Source organism: Agromyces intestinalis (assembly GCF_008365295.1).
GTDB lineage: Bacteria > Actinomycetota > Actinomycetes > Actinomycetales > Microbacteriaceae > Agromyces > Agromyces intestinalis.
Genome location: NZ_CP043505.1, coordinates 3,204,215 through 3,222,048, shown reverse-complemented (window position 1 = coordinate 3,222,048; position 17,834 = coordinate 3,204,215). Strand labels below are relative to the sequence as shown.

The window sequence follows — 17,834 nt, the reverse complement described above, 5'->3', positions numbered from 1 at the left end:
CTAACCCCGAGAGCGGGTGGAACGAGAATTACTCGCCCTTGGTGATCTCGTAGTACAGCGGGACCGAGTTCCAGCCGAACTGGACGTTCTCGACCTGCGTGCTCCACGCGCCGTTGACGTTCGAGTACCAGAGCGGGATCGCGGGGAGGTCCTGGAAGAGGATCTCCTGCGCGGCCTGGAACTTCTCGTTCGCGGCGGCGAGGTCGGTCTCGGCGAGACCCTGCGTGAGGAGCGCGTCGACCTCGGGGTTCGAGTAGTCACCGTCGTTCGAACCGGCACCGGTGCCGTACAGCGGGCCGAGGAAGTTGAACAGGGCCGGGTAGTCGGCCTGCCAACCGCTGCGGAACGCGGTCTGGATGGTGCGGTTCGTGATGAGGGTACGAGCCTCGGCGAAGGTCGGGTACGGAGCACCCGACGCGTCGATGCCGAGGTTGTTCTTCAGCTGGTTGGTGACCGCGTCGACCCAGCCCGCGTGACCGCCGTCGGCGTTGTACGCGATCTGGAAGGTGCCGTCCCACGGCGAGATGGCGTCGGCCTGAGCCCACAGTTCCTTCGCCTTGGTGGCGTCGAAGTCGAGCACCTCGCTACCGGGGATGCTGTCGGAGAACCCGTCGATGACCGGCGACGTGAAGTCGCTGGCCGGCGTGCGGGTGCCGTTGAAGATGACCTCGGTGACCTCGTCGCGGTCGATCGCGAGCGAGAGCGCCTGGCGGCGGAGCTTGCCCTCTTCGCCGTCGAAGTGCGGGAGACGGCCCGGGATGGTGAAGGACTGGAAGATGGCCGCGGGCTGGTTGACCGCACGGTCGCCGAACTCGTCCTCGTAGGTCGCCAGCGCCGAGTCGGGGATGGCGTCGAGCACGTCGAGGTTGTCGGCCTGCAGGTCGGCGTACGCCGCGTCCTGCGACGCGTAGAAGATGATCGAGAGACCATCGTTCTTCGGCGCGCGGGGGCCGTCGTAGTCGGGGTTCACCGTGAGGTCGATGCGCTCGTTGTGCTTCCACGCGCCGTCACCGTCGAGCATGTAGGGACCGTTGCCGACGGGGTTGTTGCCGAACGCCTCGATGTCGTCGAACGCCGACGCGGGCAGCGGGTAGAACGCCGAGTAGCCGAGTCGCAGCGGGAAGTCCGACTCGGGCTGGTTCAGCTCGACCGTGAACGTGGTGTCGTCGACGACCACGAGGCCCGGAAGCTCGGGGACCGACTCGTCGTAGCTGAAGCCCTTGATCGACTCGAAGAAGTACTGCGAGAGCTGCGGGCCGTTCGCGGTGTCGGCGCCGTAGTTCCACGCGTCGACGAACGAGTTCGCGTTGACGGGCTCGCCGTTCGTGAAGGTCAGGCCCTCGCGAAGCTTGATCGTGTAGTTCTGCGCGTCTTCGGTCTCGATCGACTCGGCGACGTCGTTGTGGGGAGCGCCCTCGGCGTCGTAGTACACCAGGCCGGCGAAGATGGCGTCGAGGATCTTGCCGCCGCCGGTCTCGTTGGTGTTGGTCGGGACCAGCGGGTTCTGGGGCTCCGAGCCGTTCGTGGTGATGATCCCGCCACCGGCAGCGCCGGTGGACTCGGGCGCGCTGCTCGAGCAGCCGGCGAGCGTCAGCGCGCCCGCGGCGGCAAGAGCAATGGCTGCGACGCCGATTCTCTTGATCTTCAATGTTCCTCCTGTGAGATGTGCACACTGGATAGCGGCTCGTGGCCGTTCCGTGCGCGGATTGCTTCAGACTAGGTTTGCCCGGGCATCGAATCCAAACGCAATGGCAAACCGTTATCGACGCGCAACCTGCACCACGTTCGGGGGGTGAAAACCCTGCATCGCACGCACGATCGTTGCGTCGGGGGCGCCGCGTGCGAGGATTCAGGCATGTCGAACGCCGCTCGATTGCGCCTCGAGACGGCCATCGTGCTCGGGCTCTCGCTCGGGGCATCCGCCGTGTACTCGATCGTCGCGATCATCGCCCGCGTGACCGCCGAGACCCGGCTCGCCGACCAGTCCGCCGCGATCAATCAGTCGCGCTCGCCGCGCGAGTGGCTCGACTTCACCTACCAGTTCCTGGACGTGTTCTTCGGCCTGTTCGTGGTCGCGCTGGCGCTCTACCTGCTCTGGCAGCCCGGCGTCTCGCCGTTCCGCCGGATCGGCTTCGACCTGACCCGCCCGTGGCGCGACCTCGGCACCGGCCTCGCGCTGGTCGCGGTGATCGGCGTGCCCGGCCTCGCGCTCTACGCGGCGGGGCGCGCGCTCGGGTTCACGGTGGCGGTCGTGCCCGCGCCCCTCGACGCGCACTGGTGGACGATTCCGATCCTCGTGCTCGCCGCGCTGAAGGCGGCCCTCACCGAGGAGGTGATCGTCGTCGGCTACCTCTTCACACGGCTGCGCGAGCTCGGCATGGGCCCGTGGGCGACGATCGTGGCGAGCGCGCTGCTGCGCGGCACCTACCACCTCTACCAGGGGTTCGGTCCGTTCGTCGGGAACGCGTTGATGGGGGTCGTGTTCGGATGGGCCTACACGCGGTGGGGGCGCACGATGCCGCTCGTCATCGCGCACTGGATCCTCGACATCGTGTCGTTCGTCGGCTACCCGCTCGCGGCGTCGTGGTGGCCGGGACTGTTCGCGCCGGCCGGCTGAGCCGGCGCGGGCACGGCCGGGCGGTCGGGCGCGGACCGCGGCGGCTGCGGCATCCGTCGCTGGTTCGCGAGGTGGTCGCCCGAGGCGAGCGCGACGACGGTCGCGGGCATGGGCGGCAGGGCCTCTTCGGATGCCTCGTAGCGCGGGTCGAGGTCGGAGCCGCGCGTGCGCGCGACGTCGAACCACGCCCTGCGACTCGGGCTGCAGACCGAGCCGAACGCCTCGTCGCCGAACACCCCTCCGCGTGAGAAGTCGCTGACGGCCTGGGCGCGTCGCAACGCGGCGGCCGTGCCGGGGTCGCGTCGCTCGAGGTGACGCGCGCGCCGATCCAGCGCGAGTCCGTCCGAGGCGAGCAGCGTCGTGCCGACGAACAGGCCCGCGAACGCCAATCCCGCCACGATGCTGATGAGTTCACCGGACATGAGCACCCCCGATCCGAGTGATCCTCAGTGTACGCCCGGGTGGCATCGGCGGGGCATCCCGGATCCGGATCCGCGACCCGTTCGCGAGCATCGGCGCATGGACCTCGCACACGCCTTCCTCGCCCAGCGCCTCGCCGACCACGGCACGACACGTCTCACCGAAGCGACGCCGTCGGAGCTCGCCGCCGCGGAGTTCCGTGCCGTGACGCGGGCGCGCCGGCGCGCCGAACGCGCCGCGGCTGCGGCGTCCGCCCGCGGGTACACCGAACGCGGCCGCCACCGCGCGCCGGCGCAACCGCAGCACGCCTGAGCGTGCGGCGCCGGCCGCCGGTTGGTAGGACGGCAGAACGTCCTGCAAACCGCAGAACGTCCTGCAAACCGCAGAACGTCCTGCGAACCGCAGCAGGTCCTGCCAACTGCAGACGGGGTGCTCCGCCCGCCCGGCCGCCTAGGCGAACGCCTCCACCGGAGGGCATGCGCAGACGAGATTGCGGTCGCCGAACGCCTGGTCGATGCGGCGCACGGGCGCCCAGTACTTGTTCCGCACCAGTGACCGCACGGGGTACACCGCCTGCTCGCGGGTGTAGGGGTGCGTCCACTCCCCCACCACGACCGACTCGGCCGTGTGCGGGGCGTTGTGCAGCGGGTTGTCCTCGGCCGGCCACTCGCCGCGGCCCACCGCGTCGGCCTCGGCCTTGATCGCGATCATCGCGTCGACGAACCGGTCGAGCTCGGCCAGGTCCTCCGACTCGGTCGGCTCGACCATGAGCGTGCCCGCCACGGGGAACGACATCGTCGGGGCGTGGAACCCGTAGTCGACGAGGCGCTTGGCCACGTCGTCGACGGTGACCCCGGTCGCCGCGGTCAGCGGCCGCAGATCGAGGATGCACTCGTGCGCGACGAGCCCGTTCTCACCCGTGTAGAGGACGGGATAGTGCTCGCGCAGCCGCGCCGCGACGTAGTTCGCCGCGAGCACTGCGGCGGCCGTGGCATCCCTCAGCCCGTCGGCGCCCATCATGCGCACGTACGCCCACGAGATCGGCAGGATCGACGGCGACCCGTAGGGCGCCGCCGATACCGGCCCGCCGTCGTGGGTGACACCGCCCGCGTGGTCGGCGCGCTGGGCCATCGGGTGACCGGGCAGGTACGGCGCGAGATGCGCCTTCGCCGCGACCGGGCCGACGCCCGGCCCGCCGCCGCCGTGCGGAATGCAGAACGTCTTGTGCAGGTTCAGGTGCGAGACATCCCCGCCGAAGTCGCCGAACCGGGCGAAGCCGAGCAGCGCGTTGAGGTTCGCGCCGTCGACGTACACCTGGCCGCCCGCATCGTGCACGGCCTGGGTGACCTCGACCACATCGTGTTCGTACACGCCGTGCGTGGACGGGTAGGTGATCATGAGGGCCGCGAGCCGGTCGGCGTGCTCGGCGACCTTGGCTCGCAGATCGTCGAGGTCGACATTGCCGAGTTCGTCGGTCGCGACGACCACGACCCGCATGCCGGCGAGCACCGCGGACGCCGCGTTCGTGCCGTGCGCACTCGACGGAATGAGGCACACGTCGCGCTCGGTCTCGCCGTTGGCGCGGTGGTACCCCCGGATCGCGAGCAGGCCCGCGAGCTCGCCCTGGCTGCCGGCGTTCGGCTGCAGCGACACGGTGTCGTACCCGGTGACCTCGGCCAGCCACGACTCGAGCTGCTCGATCATGCCGAGCGAGCCGACCACGTCGGCCTCGGGCGCGAACGGGTGCAGGTCGGCGAACGCCGGCCACGTGACGGCCTGCATCTCGGTCGCCGCGTTCAGCTTCATGGTGCACGAGCCGAGCGGGATCATGCCCCGGTCGAGCGCGTAGTCGCGGTCGGCGAGTGTCTTCAGGTACCGCATCATCTGCGTCTCGGAGTGGTGCGTGTTGAACACCGGGTGCTGCAGGTACGACGAGGTGCGACGCAGCGCGGCGGGCAGCGCGTTCGCGTCGAGTGCGACGCCCACGCCGAGGTCGCGCTCCTCGGGCCCGCCGAACGCGCGCACGACGGCGTGCAGATCGTCGAGCGTCGTGGTCTCGTCGACCGAGACCTGAACGGTCGCCTCGTCGGCCTGCCAGAGGTGCACGCCGAGCTCGCGCGCACGCGCGACGACGTTCTTCGCGAGACCGGGCACCACCACGCTGAGCGTGTCGAAGTAGGCGTCGTGCCTGACGGTCTGCCCGATCTCCTCGAGCCAGCCGGCGAGCAGGCTCGCCTTGCCGGCCACCTCGGTCGCGATGTACCGGATGCCTCGCGGCCCGTGGTACACCGCGTACATCGACGCCATCACGGCGAGCAGCACCTGCGCGGTGCAGATGTTCGACGTCGCCTTCTCGCGGCGGATGTGCTGCTCGCGGGCCTGCAGGCTGAGCCGGTACGCGGGTGCGCCCGAGGCATCCACCGACACGCCGACGAGCCGGCCCGGAAGCTGGCGCTCCAGGCCCTTGCGCACCGCCATGTACCCGGCGTGCGGGCCGCCGAAGCCCATCGGCACGCCGAACCGCTGCGACGTGCCGACCGCGACGTCGGCGCCGAGCTCGCCGGGCGAGGTGATGAGCGCGAGCGCGAGCAGGTCGGCGGCGACGACGGCCAGTGCGCCCTGCGCCTTCGAGGCGGCGATGAGCGCGGACGGGTTCCACACGCGTCCGGATGCCCCGGGATACTGCACGAACACCCCGAAGTGCTCGCCGAGCTCCGACACCGGCTCGGAGACATCCGCATCGCCGTCGCCCGAACCGAAGCGCTCGGCCAGCGGAACCTCGACCAGCTCGATTCCGACCGCCTCGGCGCGCGAGCGCAGCAGCGCGAGCGTCTGCGGCAGCGCGTCGGCGTCGACGACGAACCGGTTCGACGCCGACTTCGAGGCGCGGCGCGCGAGCAGCATGCCCTCGACGACCGCGGTGCCCTCGTCGAGCATCGACGCGTTCGCGATGTCGAGGCCGGTGAGGTCTTCGACCATGGTCTGGAAGTTGATCAGCGCCTCGAGCCGGCCCTGCGAGATCTCGGGCTGGTAGGGCGTGTACGCGGTATACCAGCTGGGGTTCTCGAGCACGTTCCGCTGGATGACCGCGGGCGTCACGGTGCCGAAGTAACCGAGACCGATCATCGAGGTGCGCACGGTGTTCTGCGCGGCGAGGTCGCGCAGCTCGGCGAGCGCCTCGCGCTCGGTCGCGGCAGCGGGGACGGCGCTCGAGAGCACCTCGCCCATGCGGATCGAGGTCGGCACGGCGGCCGCCATGAGCGCGTCGACCGACGCGTGGCCGACGACCTCGAGCATGCGCTGGTGGTCGTCAGGGGTGGTGCCGATGTGGCGGCGCCCGAAGGCGTCGACGGCGTAGCTGGAGGCGGGCATCGCGGAGCGGATTCCTTACTCGCCGACCAGGGCGCGGTACTCGTCGTGGCTGAGCAGCGCCGGCAGCGACGCGGCGGCGACCTTGATCAGCCAGCCCTCGCCGAACGGGTCGCTGTTGACCAGCTCGGGAGCGTCGACGACGGCCTGGTTGGCCTCGACGATCTCGCCGTCGACCGGCGAGAACAGTTCGCCGACCGACTTGGTCGACTCGATCTCGCCGACCACGGTGCCGGCGGTCACGGCGGTGCCGGCAGCGGGCAGGTCGACGTAGACGACGTCGCCGAGCTTCTCGGCGGCGTAGTCGGTGATGCCGATGGTGGCGACGTCGCCGTCGACCAGCACCCATTCGTGCTCGGGGGTGTACTGCAGGCTGGTCACGTCGGTCATGTGGGTCTCCTCGTTCGGTGGGTCGGTTCGCGGATTCGCGGGTCGGTGAGCCGTCAGTGCGGCGGAATCAGGCCGGGCGGCGGTAGAAGGGCAGGGCGACGACGGATGCCTCGATGCGCGTGCCGCGCACGTCGAGGTACAGCGTGGTGCCCGGTTCAGCGTGGGCGGGGTCGACGAAGGCCATCGCGATCGGGTGGCCGAGCGTCGGCGAGAGCGCGCCCGACGTCACGACGCCGACCTTCGCGGCATCGGCGCCTTCGCCGTCGAAGACCTCGTAGCCGTGCCGGGCGGCGCGGCGGCCCTGGGCTGCGAGCCCGACCAGCACCGGGGCATCCGCGGGCCGGCCGCCCTCGGTGGCCGCCCGCCCGACGAAGTCGCCCTCCTTCGAGAGCGCGACGACCCGGCCGAGGCCGGCCTGATCGGGCCGGATGTCGCGGCCGAGCTCCTGCCCGTACAGCGGCATGCCCGCCTCGAGGCGCAGGGTGTCGCGGCTGGCGAGCCCGCACGGCACGACCCGCGAGCCGCCGGTCTCGCGGAACGCCTCCCACAGGGCGGGCGCGCGATCGGGCGCGAGGTAGAACTCGAAGCCGTCTTCGCCGGTGTAGCCGGTGCGCGCGACGAGCACGGGCTCGCCCTGGTACTCGGCGGCGATCGCGCGGTAGTACTTCAGCGCGTCGAGCGCGGCGAGGAAGTCGTCGCGGTCGTTGCCGGGGCCCTGCAGGCCGAAGCCCTCGGTCTCCTGCAGCACGGCGAGCGCGTCGGGGCCCTGCAGGGCGATGAGCGCGACGTCGTCGCTCTCGTCGAACACGTCGGCATCGAACGGCGAGGTGCGGTCGCGCAGCTCGTCGGCGACGACCTCGCGGTTCGCGGCGTTCGCGACCACAAGGTACCGGTCGTCGCCCGTGCGGTAGACGACCAGGTCGTCGATGACGCCGCCGTCGCGGGCGAGCAGCAGGGTGTATTTCGCCTGCCCGATCGCGACGGCGCTGAGCTTGCCGGCGAGCGCGTAGTCGAGCGCCTCGGATGCCTCGGGCCCGACCACCACGATCTCGCCCATGTGCGAGAGGTCGAACAGCCCCGCGTGCTGCCGCACCGCGTGATGCTCGGCGAGGTCGGACGCGTACCGCACCGGCATCTGCCAGCCGGCGAAGTCGGTGAACGAGGCGCCCGCGGCGCGGTGCACCGCGTCGAGCGGGCTGAGGCGCTGGTGGGCTTGGCGTGCTTCGGGGGCGGTGCCGAGGTCGGTCATGAGTTCTCCGGATCGCGCGGATCACACGGCGGACGCCGTGCTGGGAACTCCCCCTCTGTCATGGGCCTGAGAGTTTCACACCCGATGATTCGGGGGCTTTCACCGTGGGCGGGGCGACGCAGCGCGGCGCCCGCTTTTCAGAGCGGCCTCGTCGTCGCGGTGATGGCGACCTGAGAGATTGGCGGGGAGGCTTGCTCCTTCGGTGCCGGCTCGCAGTGCTGGTGCGGTGCTGCCGGCTCTCCCGCGACGCGTCGATGGCCCGGTATGCGGTTGTGAGGTCGATCCTAGCCGACGGCTCGGCACGCGTCCGGTGATTCGCGTTCTGGTCAGATTGACTGTAAGCTGTTTCCGGCACTTCGAGTCAGATTGACTAGAAGCTTCGGATCGATCAGAAGGGGCGCACGGATGTCACGACTGCCCGGTTCCGACGCACGGCTCGCCGTGTCGACCGTGATCTTCGCGCTCGAGCCGGGGGTCACGCCCGACGGCGTCGAGCACGAGGCATCCGGGCCCCGGTCGCTGTGGATCCCCCTCGTGCGCCGCCTGCGCGAGCCCGGCAAGGACCGCTGGGCGCTTCCCGGCGGATGGCTCGGCGCCGGCGAGGCGCTCGAAGCCGCCGCCGCCCGCACGCTCGAAGAGACGACCGGCGTCACGCCGGCCTACCTCGAGCAGCTCTACACCTTCGGAGCCCCCGACCGGTCGCCCGCCGAGCGCGTCGTGTCGGTCGTGTACTGGGCGCTCGTGCGGCCCGAAGAGACGACCGGCGCGATCGACGACCCCAACGTGCGCTGGTTCGATCCCGACGACCTGCCCGCGCTCGCCTTCGACCACAACATGATCGTCGAATACGCGCTCGCACGGCTGCGAACGAAGCTCGGGTACTCGCAGATCGCGCACGCGTTCCTCGACCAGACGTTCACGCTCGCCGAGCTGCGCGAAGTGTACGAGACCGTGCTGCGCCGCCCGCTCGATCCGGCGAACTTCCGCCGCACCGTCGAGGCATCCGGCGCCCTCGTCGAGACCGGCGAGGTGCGCACCGGCACGCCCCACCGTCCGCCCAAGCTGTACCGCCCCGCCGAGCCGGCCGACGCCGGCGCGAACGGGTTGTTCCGAGTCCCCATCGCACCGCACCTGAGGAAGCAGTCATGACGCTCACCGATCCCGCCACCGCCGCCGATCACGCCGACGGCCGCACCGCCGCCGACGTGCGCCTCGGCGCATCCGTCGACCGCAGCATCCGGCTCATCTCGACCGGGAAGCAGACCGGCTCGACGTGCGCGCCCGAGCTCGCCGACGGGCCGTGGACCTTCGATCTCGGTCCCGCCGGGTACGGCCCCGGCGCGTCGATGGGCGACGTCATCCCCGCGGGCGCTCCCCGCCAGGGCGGCCTGCCCGCCGAATACCGCACCGCGTCGAACGACGAGCTGCACGAGCGCATCCGCGCCGCGAAAGCGACGCTCGGCGACCGCGTCGTCGTGCTCGGCCACTTCTACCAGCGCGACGAGGTCGTGCAGCACGCCGACTTCACGGGCGACTCGTTCCAGCTCGCGAACGCGGCGCTCACCCGGCCCGACGCCGAGGCGATCGTGTTCTGCGGCGTGCACTTCATGGCCGAGACCGCCGACCTGCTGTCGCGGCCCGAGCAGGCCGTCATCCTGCCGAACCTCGCCGCCGGATGCTCCATGGCCGACATGGCCGACGAGTCCAGCGTCGAAGAGTGCTGGGAGCAGCTCGCCGAGGTGTACGGCGACCTCGACGCCGTCGACGCCGACGGGCGAGTGCCGGTCATCCCGGTCACGTACATGAACTCGTCGGCGGCGCTCAAGGGCTTCGTCGGCCGGCACGGCGGCATCGTGTGCACCTCGTCGAACGCGCGCACGGTGCTCGAGCGAGCGTTCGAGCAGGGGCAGCGAGTGCTGTTCTTCCCCGACCAGCATCTCGGGCGCAACACCGCCAAGGCGATGGGCGTGCCGCTCGAGCAGATGCCGATGTGGAACCCGCGCAAGCCGCTCGGCGGGTCCACCGCAGCCGAGCTCGCGGACGCCCGGGTCATCCTCTGGCACGGGTTCTGCTCGGTGCACAAGCGGTTCACCGTCGAGCAGATCGAGGCGGCTCGGCGCGACCACCCGGGCGTGCAGGTGATCGTGCACCCCGAGTGCCCCATGCCCGTCGTCGACGCGGCCGACGCCGCCGGGTCGACCGACTTCATCGTGAAGGCCATCGCCGCCGCGCCCGCGGGTTCGACGTTCGCGATCGGCACCGAGATCAACCTCGTGCAGCGGCTCGCCGCCGAGCACCCCGAGCACACCATCTTCTGCCTCGACCCGGTCGTGTGCCCCTGCTCGACGATGTACCGCATCCACCCGGGCTACCTCGCCTGGGTGCTCGAAGAGCTGGTGGCCGGCCGGGTCGTCAACCGAATCCAGGTGGCCGACGACGTGGCGGCGCCCGCTCGCCTCGCCCTCGAGCGGATGCTCGCGGCGAAGCCGCCCGCCACCGTCGGGACCGCACCCGTACCGTCCACCCGTCGATCGGACGCGATTCGGCGCCCGGTCGAGCCGGCGACCGCCGAATCGCGTCCGAACGACGCCGGCACAGCCGGTTCCGGAGCCTGACATGACGCGGGTCCTCGTCGTCGGCGGCGGCATCGCGGGTCTGTGGACCGCGGTGCGCGCGGCCGACGCCGGCTGCGAGGTCGAGCTCGTCACGAAGGCCGAGCTCGCCGAGGGTTCGACGAGATATGCCCAGGGCGGCATCGCCGCGGCGCTGTTCCCCGACGACTCGACCGACCGGCACTTCGCCGACACCATCGACGCCGGCGCCGGGCTCGCCGACCCCGCCGCGGTTCGGGTGCTCGTCGACGAGGGCGCCGCGCGGGTGCGCGACCTGATCCGCTTCGGGGTCGGGTTCGACCGCGGCGACGAGGGTCTGGCGCGCGGGCTCGAGGCGGCGCACTCGCGCGCCCGCATCGTGCACGCCGGCGGCGACGCGACCGGCGCGGCGATCGAGACCGCGCTGGTCGCCACGGTGCGCCGTCGCGCGGTGGCGATCGCCGAGGGCGCGATGCTCGTCGATCTCGTCGTCGAGGCCGGCCGGGTCGTCGGCGCGACGATCATCGAGCGCGACGGATCGCGCGCCGAGCGGCGGGCGGACGCCGTCGTGCTCGCCACCGGAGGCAGCGGATGCCTCTACCGGCATACGACGAATCCCGACGTCGCGACGGGTGACGGCGTGGCGGCAGCGTGGCGCGCCGGCGCGGAGGTCGCCGACTTGGAGTTCACCCAGTTCCATCCCACCGCGCTGGCCGCCCCCGGCACACCGCTCATCTCCGAGGCGGTGCGCGGCGAGGGCGCAGTGCTGCGCGATGCCCGTGGCATCCGGTTCATGCCCTCGATCGACCCGCGCGCCGAGCTCGCGCCCCGGGATGTCGTGGCCCGCGGTGTGTGGGCGGCGATGGCGGCCCAGGGCGCTGCGCCCGTGTTCCTCGACGCGACCGAGCTGGGGGCGGCGTTCCTCGCTCGGCGGTTCCCCGGCCTCGACGCGTCGGTGCGCGCGGCCGGGTACGACTGGTCGGATGCCCCCGTGCCGATCACACCCGCGGCCCACTACGCCATGGGCGGCATCGCGACCGACCTGCACGGGCGCTCGAGCCTGCCCGGGCTGTATGCCGTGGGCGAGTGCGCCCGGACCGGCGTGCACGGCGCGAACCGGCTGGCGTCGAACTCGTTGCTCGAGGCGGCGGTGTTCGCCGAGCGGGCGGCCGCGGCGATCACCCGTGGAGGCCCGTGGGCGGCGGACGCCGGCGTAGGAACGTCATCGCGACACGCCGGGTACACCCCCACCGCGGACGGCGTGTCGCGCCGGATCTCCTACGTCGCGAACGACGAGTTCCACCGCGGCGAGCTGCAGCAGCTCATGTGGGAGCGGGTCGGGCTCGTGCGCGACGCCGACGGGCTCGCCGAGGCATCCGGCCGGCTCGCGACCTGGCACGCGCCCGAGCCGGTCGACCGACGCACCGCGGAAGACCGCAACCTGCTCGACCTCGCCCGGCTCACCGTGGCCGCCGCGATCGCACGGCGCGAGAGCGTGGGCGCCCATTTCCGTTCCGACACCCAGCCCGCCGAGGAGGCCGCCTGATGACCGACGCCCGCGAGATCGACCGCATCGTCACCACCGCGCTCGACGAGGACGCGCCGTGGGGCGACCTGACCGGCGAGACGCTCATCCCGGTCGACGCAACCGCGACGGCCGAACTCGTCGCGCGCGAGGCGGGCGTGCTGAGCGGCATCGAGGTGTTCGCGGCGGCGTTCCGGCTCGTCGATGCGCGCATCGAGGTCACGGCGCTCGCCGCCGACGGCCAGCGGTTCGAGGCGGGGCAGGCGCTCGCCCGCGTCGAGGGGCCGGCCCGCGGCATCCTGCGAGCCGAACGCGTCGGCCTCAACCTGCTGCAGCGCATGAGCGGCATCGCGACCCTGACCGCGCGGTACGTCGCCGCGGTCGCTGGCACCCGCGCCCGCATCGTCGACACCCGCAAGACCACGCCGGGCCTGCGCAGCCTCGAACGCCAGGCCGTGCGAGACGGGGGCGGGCGCAACCACCGCCGCAGCCTGTCGGACGCGGTGATGGCGAAGGACAACCACCTCGCGATCCTCACCGCGGGCGGCGCGGATCTCGCGACCGCGCTGCGCGAGGCGCGCGACCGGATGCCCCACACCGCGCACCTCGAGGTCGAGGTCGATCGGGTCGACCAGATCGAGCCGGTGCTCGCGGGCGGCGCGCAGACCGTCATGCTCGACAACTTCTCGCTCGACGACCTGCGCGCGGGGGTCGCGCTCATCGCGGGACGCGCCGTCGTCGAGGCGTCGGGCGGGGTGAACCTCGACACGGTCGCCGACATCGCCGCGACCGGGGTCGACGTGATCTCGGTCGGCGCGCTCACGCACTCGGTGCGCTCGCTCGACCTCGGGCTCGACGTCGTGCTGGAGGCGCCGATGGATGCCGGCACACCATGAGTACCGGCGAGCACGTCGTCTTCCTCGACCATGCGGCCACCACCCCGGTGCGTCGCGAGGCGCTCGAGGCGATGTGGCCGTACCTCAGCGGATCATTCGGCAACCCCTCGAGCCGCCACCGCCTCGGCGACGAGGCGGCCCGCGCACTCGCGTGGGCACGTGAACGGGTCGCTGTGGTGGCGGGCGTGCGCCCAGGCGACGTGGTGTTCACGAGCGGCGGGACCGAGGCCGACAACCTCGCGATCAAGGGCGTGGCTCTCGCGAACCCGCGCGGTCGTCACCTCGTGGTCTCCCCCATCGAGCACGAGGCGGTGCTCGAGGCCGCGTCGTACCTCGAGCGCATCCACGGATTCACGGTGTCGCTGGTCGACGTCGACGACCGCGGGGTCGTCACGCCCGACGCACTGCGACGCGTCGTGCGGCCCGACACGACGCTCGTGTCGGTGCAGCTCGCGAACAACGAGGTGGGCACGGTGCAGCCGGTTGCCGACCTCGCGCGCGTCGCGCACGAGGCGGGCGCGCTCATGCACACCGATGCCGTGCAGGCCGCCGGGTGGCTGGCGCTGTCGCTCGACGAGCTCGGCGTCGATGCGCTGTCGCTGGCCGGGCACAAGGTCGGCGCTCCCAAGGGCACGGGTGCGCTGCTCGTGCGCGGTCGTCTTCCGCTCGAGCCGGTGCTGCATGGCGGCGGTCAGGAGCGCGGGCGCCGGTCGGGCACCGAGAACGTCGCCGGTGCGGTCGCGTTCGCGACCGCGCTCGGGCTCGCCGAGGCCGAGCGGTCGGATGTCTCGTCTCGCGTGGCGTCACTCACCGCGCGTCTCGTCGCCCGGGTGACCGACGAGGTCCCTGGCGCGCAGCTCACCGGTGCGTCCCCCGGGATCGGGCGCCTGCCGGGCACCGCGTCGTTCGTGTTCCCGGGCACCGCGGGCGAGGCGGTGCTGCTCGAACTCGAACAAGACGGCGTGATCTGCTCGAGCGGGTCGGCGTGCGCGGCGGGCAGCGACGAGCCGTCGCACGTGCTCACGGCGATGGGCATCTCGCCCGAGATCGCGCAGACCGCGGTGCGGTTCACGCTCGGCGCCGAGACCACCGCCGCCGACATCGAGACCGCCGCTGACGCCGTCGCCGGTGCCGTGCGCACCGTGCGCGGGATCGGCGGAGCGGTCGCGCCCTGACGCCGCTCCGCAGCATCCGACCCGGCCCTGAGCCGTCGGCCACGCCGACTCGATGCGTTCCGATGCATCCGACGAATCGGGAATAGCGCTCCCCTTCACCGGGCTTGACCTTGTTCGTGACCGAACGCGCCTTCCCTGAGATCGACACGTCCGCCGTACCCGCCGAGCCCGCCGCCGCCGAGGACGCGGCCGTCCGCGCCCATCAGCCCAGCCACGGCGCGTCGAACACGCGCGTGATCTGGCTGCTGCTCGCCGCCACCTTCGTCGTCTTCCTCAACGAGACCATCATGGGCGTCGCGATCCCGTCGCTCGTGGTCGACCTCGGCATCACGCTCACCGCCGGCCAGTGGCTGACCACCGGCTTCATGCTCACGATGGCCATCGTGATCCCGATCACCGGGTTCCTGCTGCAGCGGTTCCCGACTCGGCCGATCTTCATCACCGCGATGGGCCTGTTCTCGGCCGGCACGCTGCTGGCCGCACTCGCACCGGGCTTCGAGGTGCTGCTCGGCGGGCGCATCGTGCAGGCCGCCGGCACCGCGATCATGATGCCGCTGCTCATGACCACCCTCATGACGGTCGTGGCGCCCTCCGACCGCGGCCGCTTCATGGGCCGCGTGTCGATCGTCATGTCGGTCGCGCCCGCGATCGGTCCGACGATCTCGGGCCTCATCCTGAACTATCTCTCGTGGCGGTTCATGTTCTGGCTCGTGCTGCCGATCGCGGTGGTCATGCTCGTGATCGGCGCACGCCGCGTCGAGAACGTCAGCGAGACCCGTCGCACCCCGATCGACCTGCTGTCGGTCGTGCTGTCGGCGTTCGGCTTCGGCGGTCTCGTGTACGGGCTGAGCCTCGTCGGCGGCGAGGCCGCGACGGGCGGCTCGACGCTACCGCTGTGGATCTCGTTCGGCGTCGGCGCCTTCGGCATCGCTGCGTTCATCGTGCGTCAGCTCGTGCTGCAGCGCGGCGATCGAGCGCTGCTGGATCTGCGCACGTTCCGCTCGAGCAACTTCGCCGTGTCGGTGGGGCTCATGGTCGTCATGATGGGCGCGCTGTTCGGCACGATCATCGTGCTGCCGATCTACCTGCGCAACGTGCTCGAGCTCGAGCCGCTGCAGACCGGACTGCTGCTGCTTCCCGGCGGCCTCGCGATGGGCCTGCTCGGCCCGACGGTCGGCCGACTGTACGACCGCGTGGGTCCGCGGCCGCTGCTGATCCCCGGCGCGATCGCGGTGAGCGCGGTGCTGTGGATGCTCACGATGGTCGGCACCCAGACCCCCGTCTGGATGGTGCTCGCCCTCCACGTGGGCCTCTCGGTGGCGCTCGCGTTCATGTTCACGCCGCTGTTCACCACCGCGCTCGGCTCGGTCGAGCCCCGCTTCTACTCGCACGCGTCGGCGATCGTCGGCACCGTGCAGCAGGTCGCGGGCGCGGCCGGCACTGCGGTGTTCATCACGGTGCTGACCGCGCAGCAGCTCACGGCCGCCGCGGGCGGCGCGAACGGCGTCGAAGCCGAGGCATCGGGCGTGCGCGGCGCGTTCCTGGTGGGCGCGATCGTCTCGCTCGCCGCGATCGTGGGCGCGGCGTTCGTGCGACGGCCCGCGGATGTCCCCGAGGGCGTCGCGGCGCACTGATCCGCCCGGACGACGAGAGGCCCGCCGGTCGACCGAATGGTCGCCGGCGGGCCTCTCGCTGTGGTCGGGCTCAGCGCTGGTCTGGCTCCGCGGTGGTCGGGCTCAGCGCTGGTCTGGCTCCGCTGTGGTCGGGCTCAGCGCTGGTCTGGCTCCGCGGTGGTCGGGCTCCGCGGTGGGTGCGCCTAGCCGCAGTCCGGTCGGCAGCTGCGCTGCGACAGCGCGTCGACCAGGACCACACCGAGGTCTTCGGGGTGGAAGGCCGAGTACGCGGCACCACCGGTCGACTTGGCGATGCGCTGCATGGCGTCCATGTCGGTGTCGGGACCGAAGCCGATCATGATGACCGGCACGGGCTCGTTCTCCTCGGCGATCTTCGCGAGCTCGGCGAGCAGCGTGTCGAGGTCGATGCCGTTGTCGTCCTCGTTGCGACCGTCGGTGATGATGAGCACCGAGTTGATCTTCTCGGGGTCGTACGTCTCGCGCACCCGCTGCACGGCTGCGAGCGTGGTGTCGTAGAGACCCGTCGCGCCACCGAGGCGATCGGGCAGCGACGCGATGACGCCGGCGATCTGCTGCGTGTGGCCGGCGTCGGCGAGCGGGCCGATCGGCACCAGGTCTTCGTAGTCGAGGTCGCCGTTGCGCTGGGTGGAGAACACCCAGACGCCCATCTCGACCTCGCCCGAGAACTTCTGCATCGCGCCCAACGCGGCCTGCTGGAACACGTCGATGCGACGCAGCCCGTTGTCGGCCGGCTCCTCCATCGAGCCCGACACGTCGATCACGGCGAGCATCCGGGATCGGAGGGTGAGCACGCCCCACTGGCGAAGGATCTCGACCTGCGCCGCGCCGTCGAGCCCGGCCGCCGGCGTCGGCGGGGTCATGGAGAGCCCGGCGATCTTCAGCTCGCCGGTGCCGTCGAGTGCGCGGAATCCCGCTGAGCGGAAGGCCTTGGGGTTGTGCCGCAACGTGCCTTCGAACGCACCGATGAGCTTGGCCCGCGTGCCCTTCAGCTCGCCGAGCGCGATGTACGGGTAGTCGAGCGCGACGCTGCCGTCGACGGGGTACGCCGCGGACAGCGGCTCGCTGCCGTTCTTCAGGTTGTACTCGGCCACCAGTCGCTCGCTCGAGATGACGACGGTCGGCTGGTTCATCGTCGACACCGAGCTGAACGCGGCGCCCGTCGACGCGGGGATCGTCTTGCCGAGCGCGATCATCGCTCCGGCGAACTGCCGCGGGTCGTCGGGTGAGCTCTTCGACTTGAGCGCGAGCAGGCCGGCGAGACTCGCCGCCGAGGCTTCGGGGTCGGGCAGGAGCGCCTGCAGGCTGCCACCGAGCACCCGTGCCCAGGTGACCGGCTCGGAGGCGATCTGCTCGGTCTGCGAGGCTGCGGCGGCGAACACGATCGGCGAGGTCGCGATCGAACCCTTCGACTTCATCTGCGGGGCATTGCGACCGAGCGACTGCGCCGTGGCCGCCGCACGGTCGAGCCAGACGCTGGAATCGGGGATCCAGATGTCGGCGTTCAGACCGCCGCCGGCGATGAGTGCCGCGGTGTCGGCGGCTTCTTGAGCCCGCACCTCGGTCTTCACGCAGCCGTCGCGCGATTTGTCGAACACCTCGGCGAGGTCCTCGACCACCGGCGCGACCGAGATGTCGGCGACCACCACCAGGTCTTCGGTCTCGCAACCGTCTTCGGCCGACGCGAACAGGGGGTTGAGATGGCCGCCGACCCACAGGTAGGCGCCGGTGGAGACCACGCCGATCACGGCGGCGGCCGCGATGGCGGAGATGACGAGGGGGCGTACGGGTTTCTTCGCCGCAGCCTCGACCGTATGCCGACCCACAGAGCACTCCCTACTGTCCGGCCCATTGGGGGGAGGGGGCGGGCCGGAGCCTGAACGGGTTCCCCCGTCCAGGGGGAGGGTGCAGTCAGTGTACGCGAAACCGCCTCGACTTTCCCACCTCGGG

General features: G+C 71.5%; 14 protein-coding genes and 1 riboswitch. Of the genes, 8 read left to right on the top strand and 6 right to left on the bottom strand.

What is annotated here, in order from left to right; translation table 11 throughout:
- Window positions 1–28: 28 nt before the first annotated feature.
- Window positions 29–1,648 (bottom strand): peptide ABC transporter substrate-binding protein, encoded by a 1,620-nt coding sequence (locus FLP10_RS14660; protein ID WP_149161549.1) that lies wholly within the window; start codon window positions 1,646–1,648, stop codon window positions 29–31.
- A gap of 207 nt (window positions 1,649–1,855) precedes the next feature.
- On the opposite strand from FLP10_RS14660, the gene FLP10_RS14655 reads away from it, so the two are divergent.
- The gene (locus FLP10_RS14655) at window positions 1,856–2,617 is read left to right on the top strand and encodes a CPBP family intramembrane glutamic endopeptidase (RefSeq protein WP_149161548.1); all 762 of its coding nucleotides are present in this window, start codon (window positions 1,856–1,858) and stop codon (window positions 2,615–2,617) included.
- Here the strand turns inward: FLP10_RS14655 and FLP10_RS14650 are convergent.
- On the bottom strand, window positions 2,566–3,039 hold the full coding sequence (locus FLP10_RS14650; RefSeq protein ID WP_149161547.1) for a hypothetical protein: 474 nt from the start codon (window positions 3,037–3,039) through the stop codon (window positions 2,566–2,568). The genes FLP10_RS14655 and FLP10_RS14650 overlap by 52 nt on opposite strands.
- A gap of 97 nt (window positions 3,040–3,136) precedes the next feature.
- Between FLP10_RS14650 and FLP10_RS14645 the strand changes: the two genes are divergently transcribed.
- A complete protein-coding gene (locus FLP10_RS14645) occupies window positions 3,137–3,349 on the top strand; it encodes a hypothetical protein (protein ID WP_149161546.1) in 213 nt (70 codons plus the stop codon).
- 138 nt (window positions 3,350–3,487) lie between these two features.
- Here the strand turns inward: FLP10_RS14645 and gcvP are convergent, their stop codons facing one another.
- From gcvP to gcvT, 3 genes are all read right to left on the bottom strand, one after another.
- On the bottom strand, window positions 3,488–6,409 hold the full coding sequence (gcvP, locus tag FLP10_RS14640; RefSeq protein ID WP_149161545.1) for an aminomethyl-transferring glycine dehydrogenase: 2,922 nt from the start codon (window positions 6,407–6,409) through the stop codon (window positions 3,488–3,490).
- A gap of 15 nt (window positions 6,410–6,424) precedes the next feature.
- Window positions 6,425–6,796, bottom strand: a complete 372-nt coding sequence (gene gcvH, locus FLP10_RS14635) for a glycine cleavage system protein GcvH (RefSeq protein ID WP_149161544.1) — start codon at window positions 6,794–6,796, stop codon at window positions 6,425–6,427.
- Window positions 6,797–6,863: 67 nt separating this feature from the next.
- Window positions 6,864–8,045 carry a glycine cleavage system aminomethyltransferase GcvT gene (gene gcvT / locus FLP10_RS14630; RefSeq protein WP_149161543.1) on the bottom strand — a complete coding sequence of 394 codons (1,182 nt, stop codon included), beginning with the start codon at window positions 8,043–8,045 and terminating at the stop codon, window positions 6,864–6,866.
- A 147-nt stretch (window positions 8,046–8,192) separates the two neighbouring features.
- Window positions 8,193–8,299: riboswitch (glycine riboswitch) on the bottom strand.
- A 151-nt stretch (window positions 8,300–8,450) separates the two neighbouring features.
- Here gcvT and FLP10_RS14625 point away from each other — a divergent pair.
- From FLP10_RS14625 to FLP10_RS14600, 6 genes are all read left to right on the top strand, one after another.
- Complete coding sequence (locus FLP10_RS14625; RefSeq protein ID WP_149161542.1) at window positions 8,451–9,194, top strand: NUDIX hydrolase; 744 nt, start codon at window positions 8,451–8,453, stop codon at window positions 9,192–9,194.
- Window positions 9,191–10,660, top strand: a complete 1,470-nt coding sequence (gene nadA, locus FLP10_RS14620) for a quinolinate synthase NadA (RefSeq protein WP_149161541.1) — start codon at window positions 9,191–9,193, stop codon at window positions 10,658–10,660. Before FLP10_RS14625 ends, nadA begins: the two co-directional genes overlap by 4 nt.
- 1 nt (window position 10,661) lies before the next feature.
- A complete protein-coding gene (gene nadB, locus FLP10_RS14615; protein ID WP_149161540.1) occupies window positions 10,662–12,182 on the top strand; it encodes an L-aspartate oxidase in 1,521 nt (506 codons plus the stop codon).
- Window positions 12,182–13,057, top strand: a complete 876-nt coding sequence (gene nadC / locus FLP10_RS14610) for a carboxylating nicotinate-nucleotide diphosphorylase (RefSeq protein WP_149161539.1) — start codon at window positions 12,182–12,184, stop codon at window positions 13,055–13,057. Before nadB ends, nadC begins: the two co-directional genes overlap by 1 nt.
- The gene (locus FLP10_RS14605) at window positions 13,054–14,232 is read left to right on the top strand and encodes a cysteine desulfurase family protein (protein ID WP_149161538.1); all 1,179 of its coding nucleotides are present in this window, start codon (window positions 13,054–13,056) and stop codon (window positions 14,230–14,232) included. The genes nadC and FLP10_RS14605 overlap by 4 nt, the downstream gene beginning before the upstream one ends.
- A gap of 116 nt (window positions 14,233–14,348) precedes the next feature.
- On the top strand, window positions 14,349–15,866 hold the full coding sequence (locus FLP10_RS14600) for a DHA2 family efflux MFS transporter permease subunit (RefSeq protein ID WP_149161537.1): 1,518 nt from the start codon (window positions 14,349–14,351) through the stop codon (window positions 15,864–15,866).
- Between the two features lie 182 nt (window positions 15,867–16,048).
- On the opposite strand, the gene FLP10_RS14595 is transcribed toward FLP10_RS14600, so the two are convergent.
- Complete coding sequence (locus FLP10_RS14595) at window positions 16,049–17,710, bottom strand: substrate-binding domain-containing protein (RefSeq protein ID WP_168209207.1); 1,662 nt, start codon at window positions 17,708–17,710, stop codon at window positions 16,049–16,051.
- Window positions 17,711–17,834 lie beyond the last annotated feature (124 nt).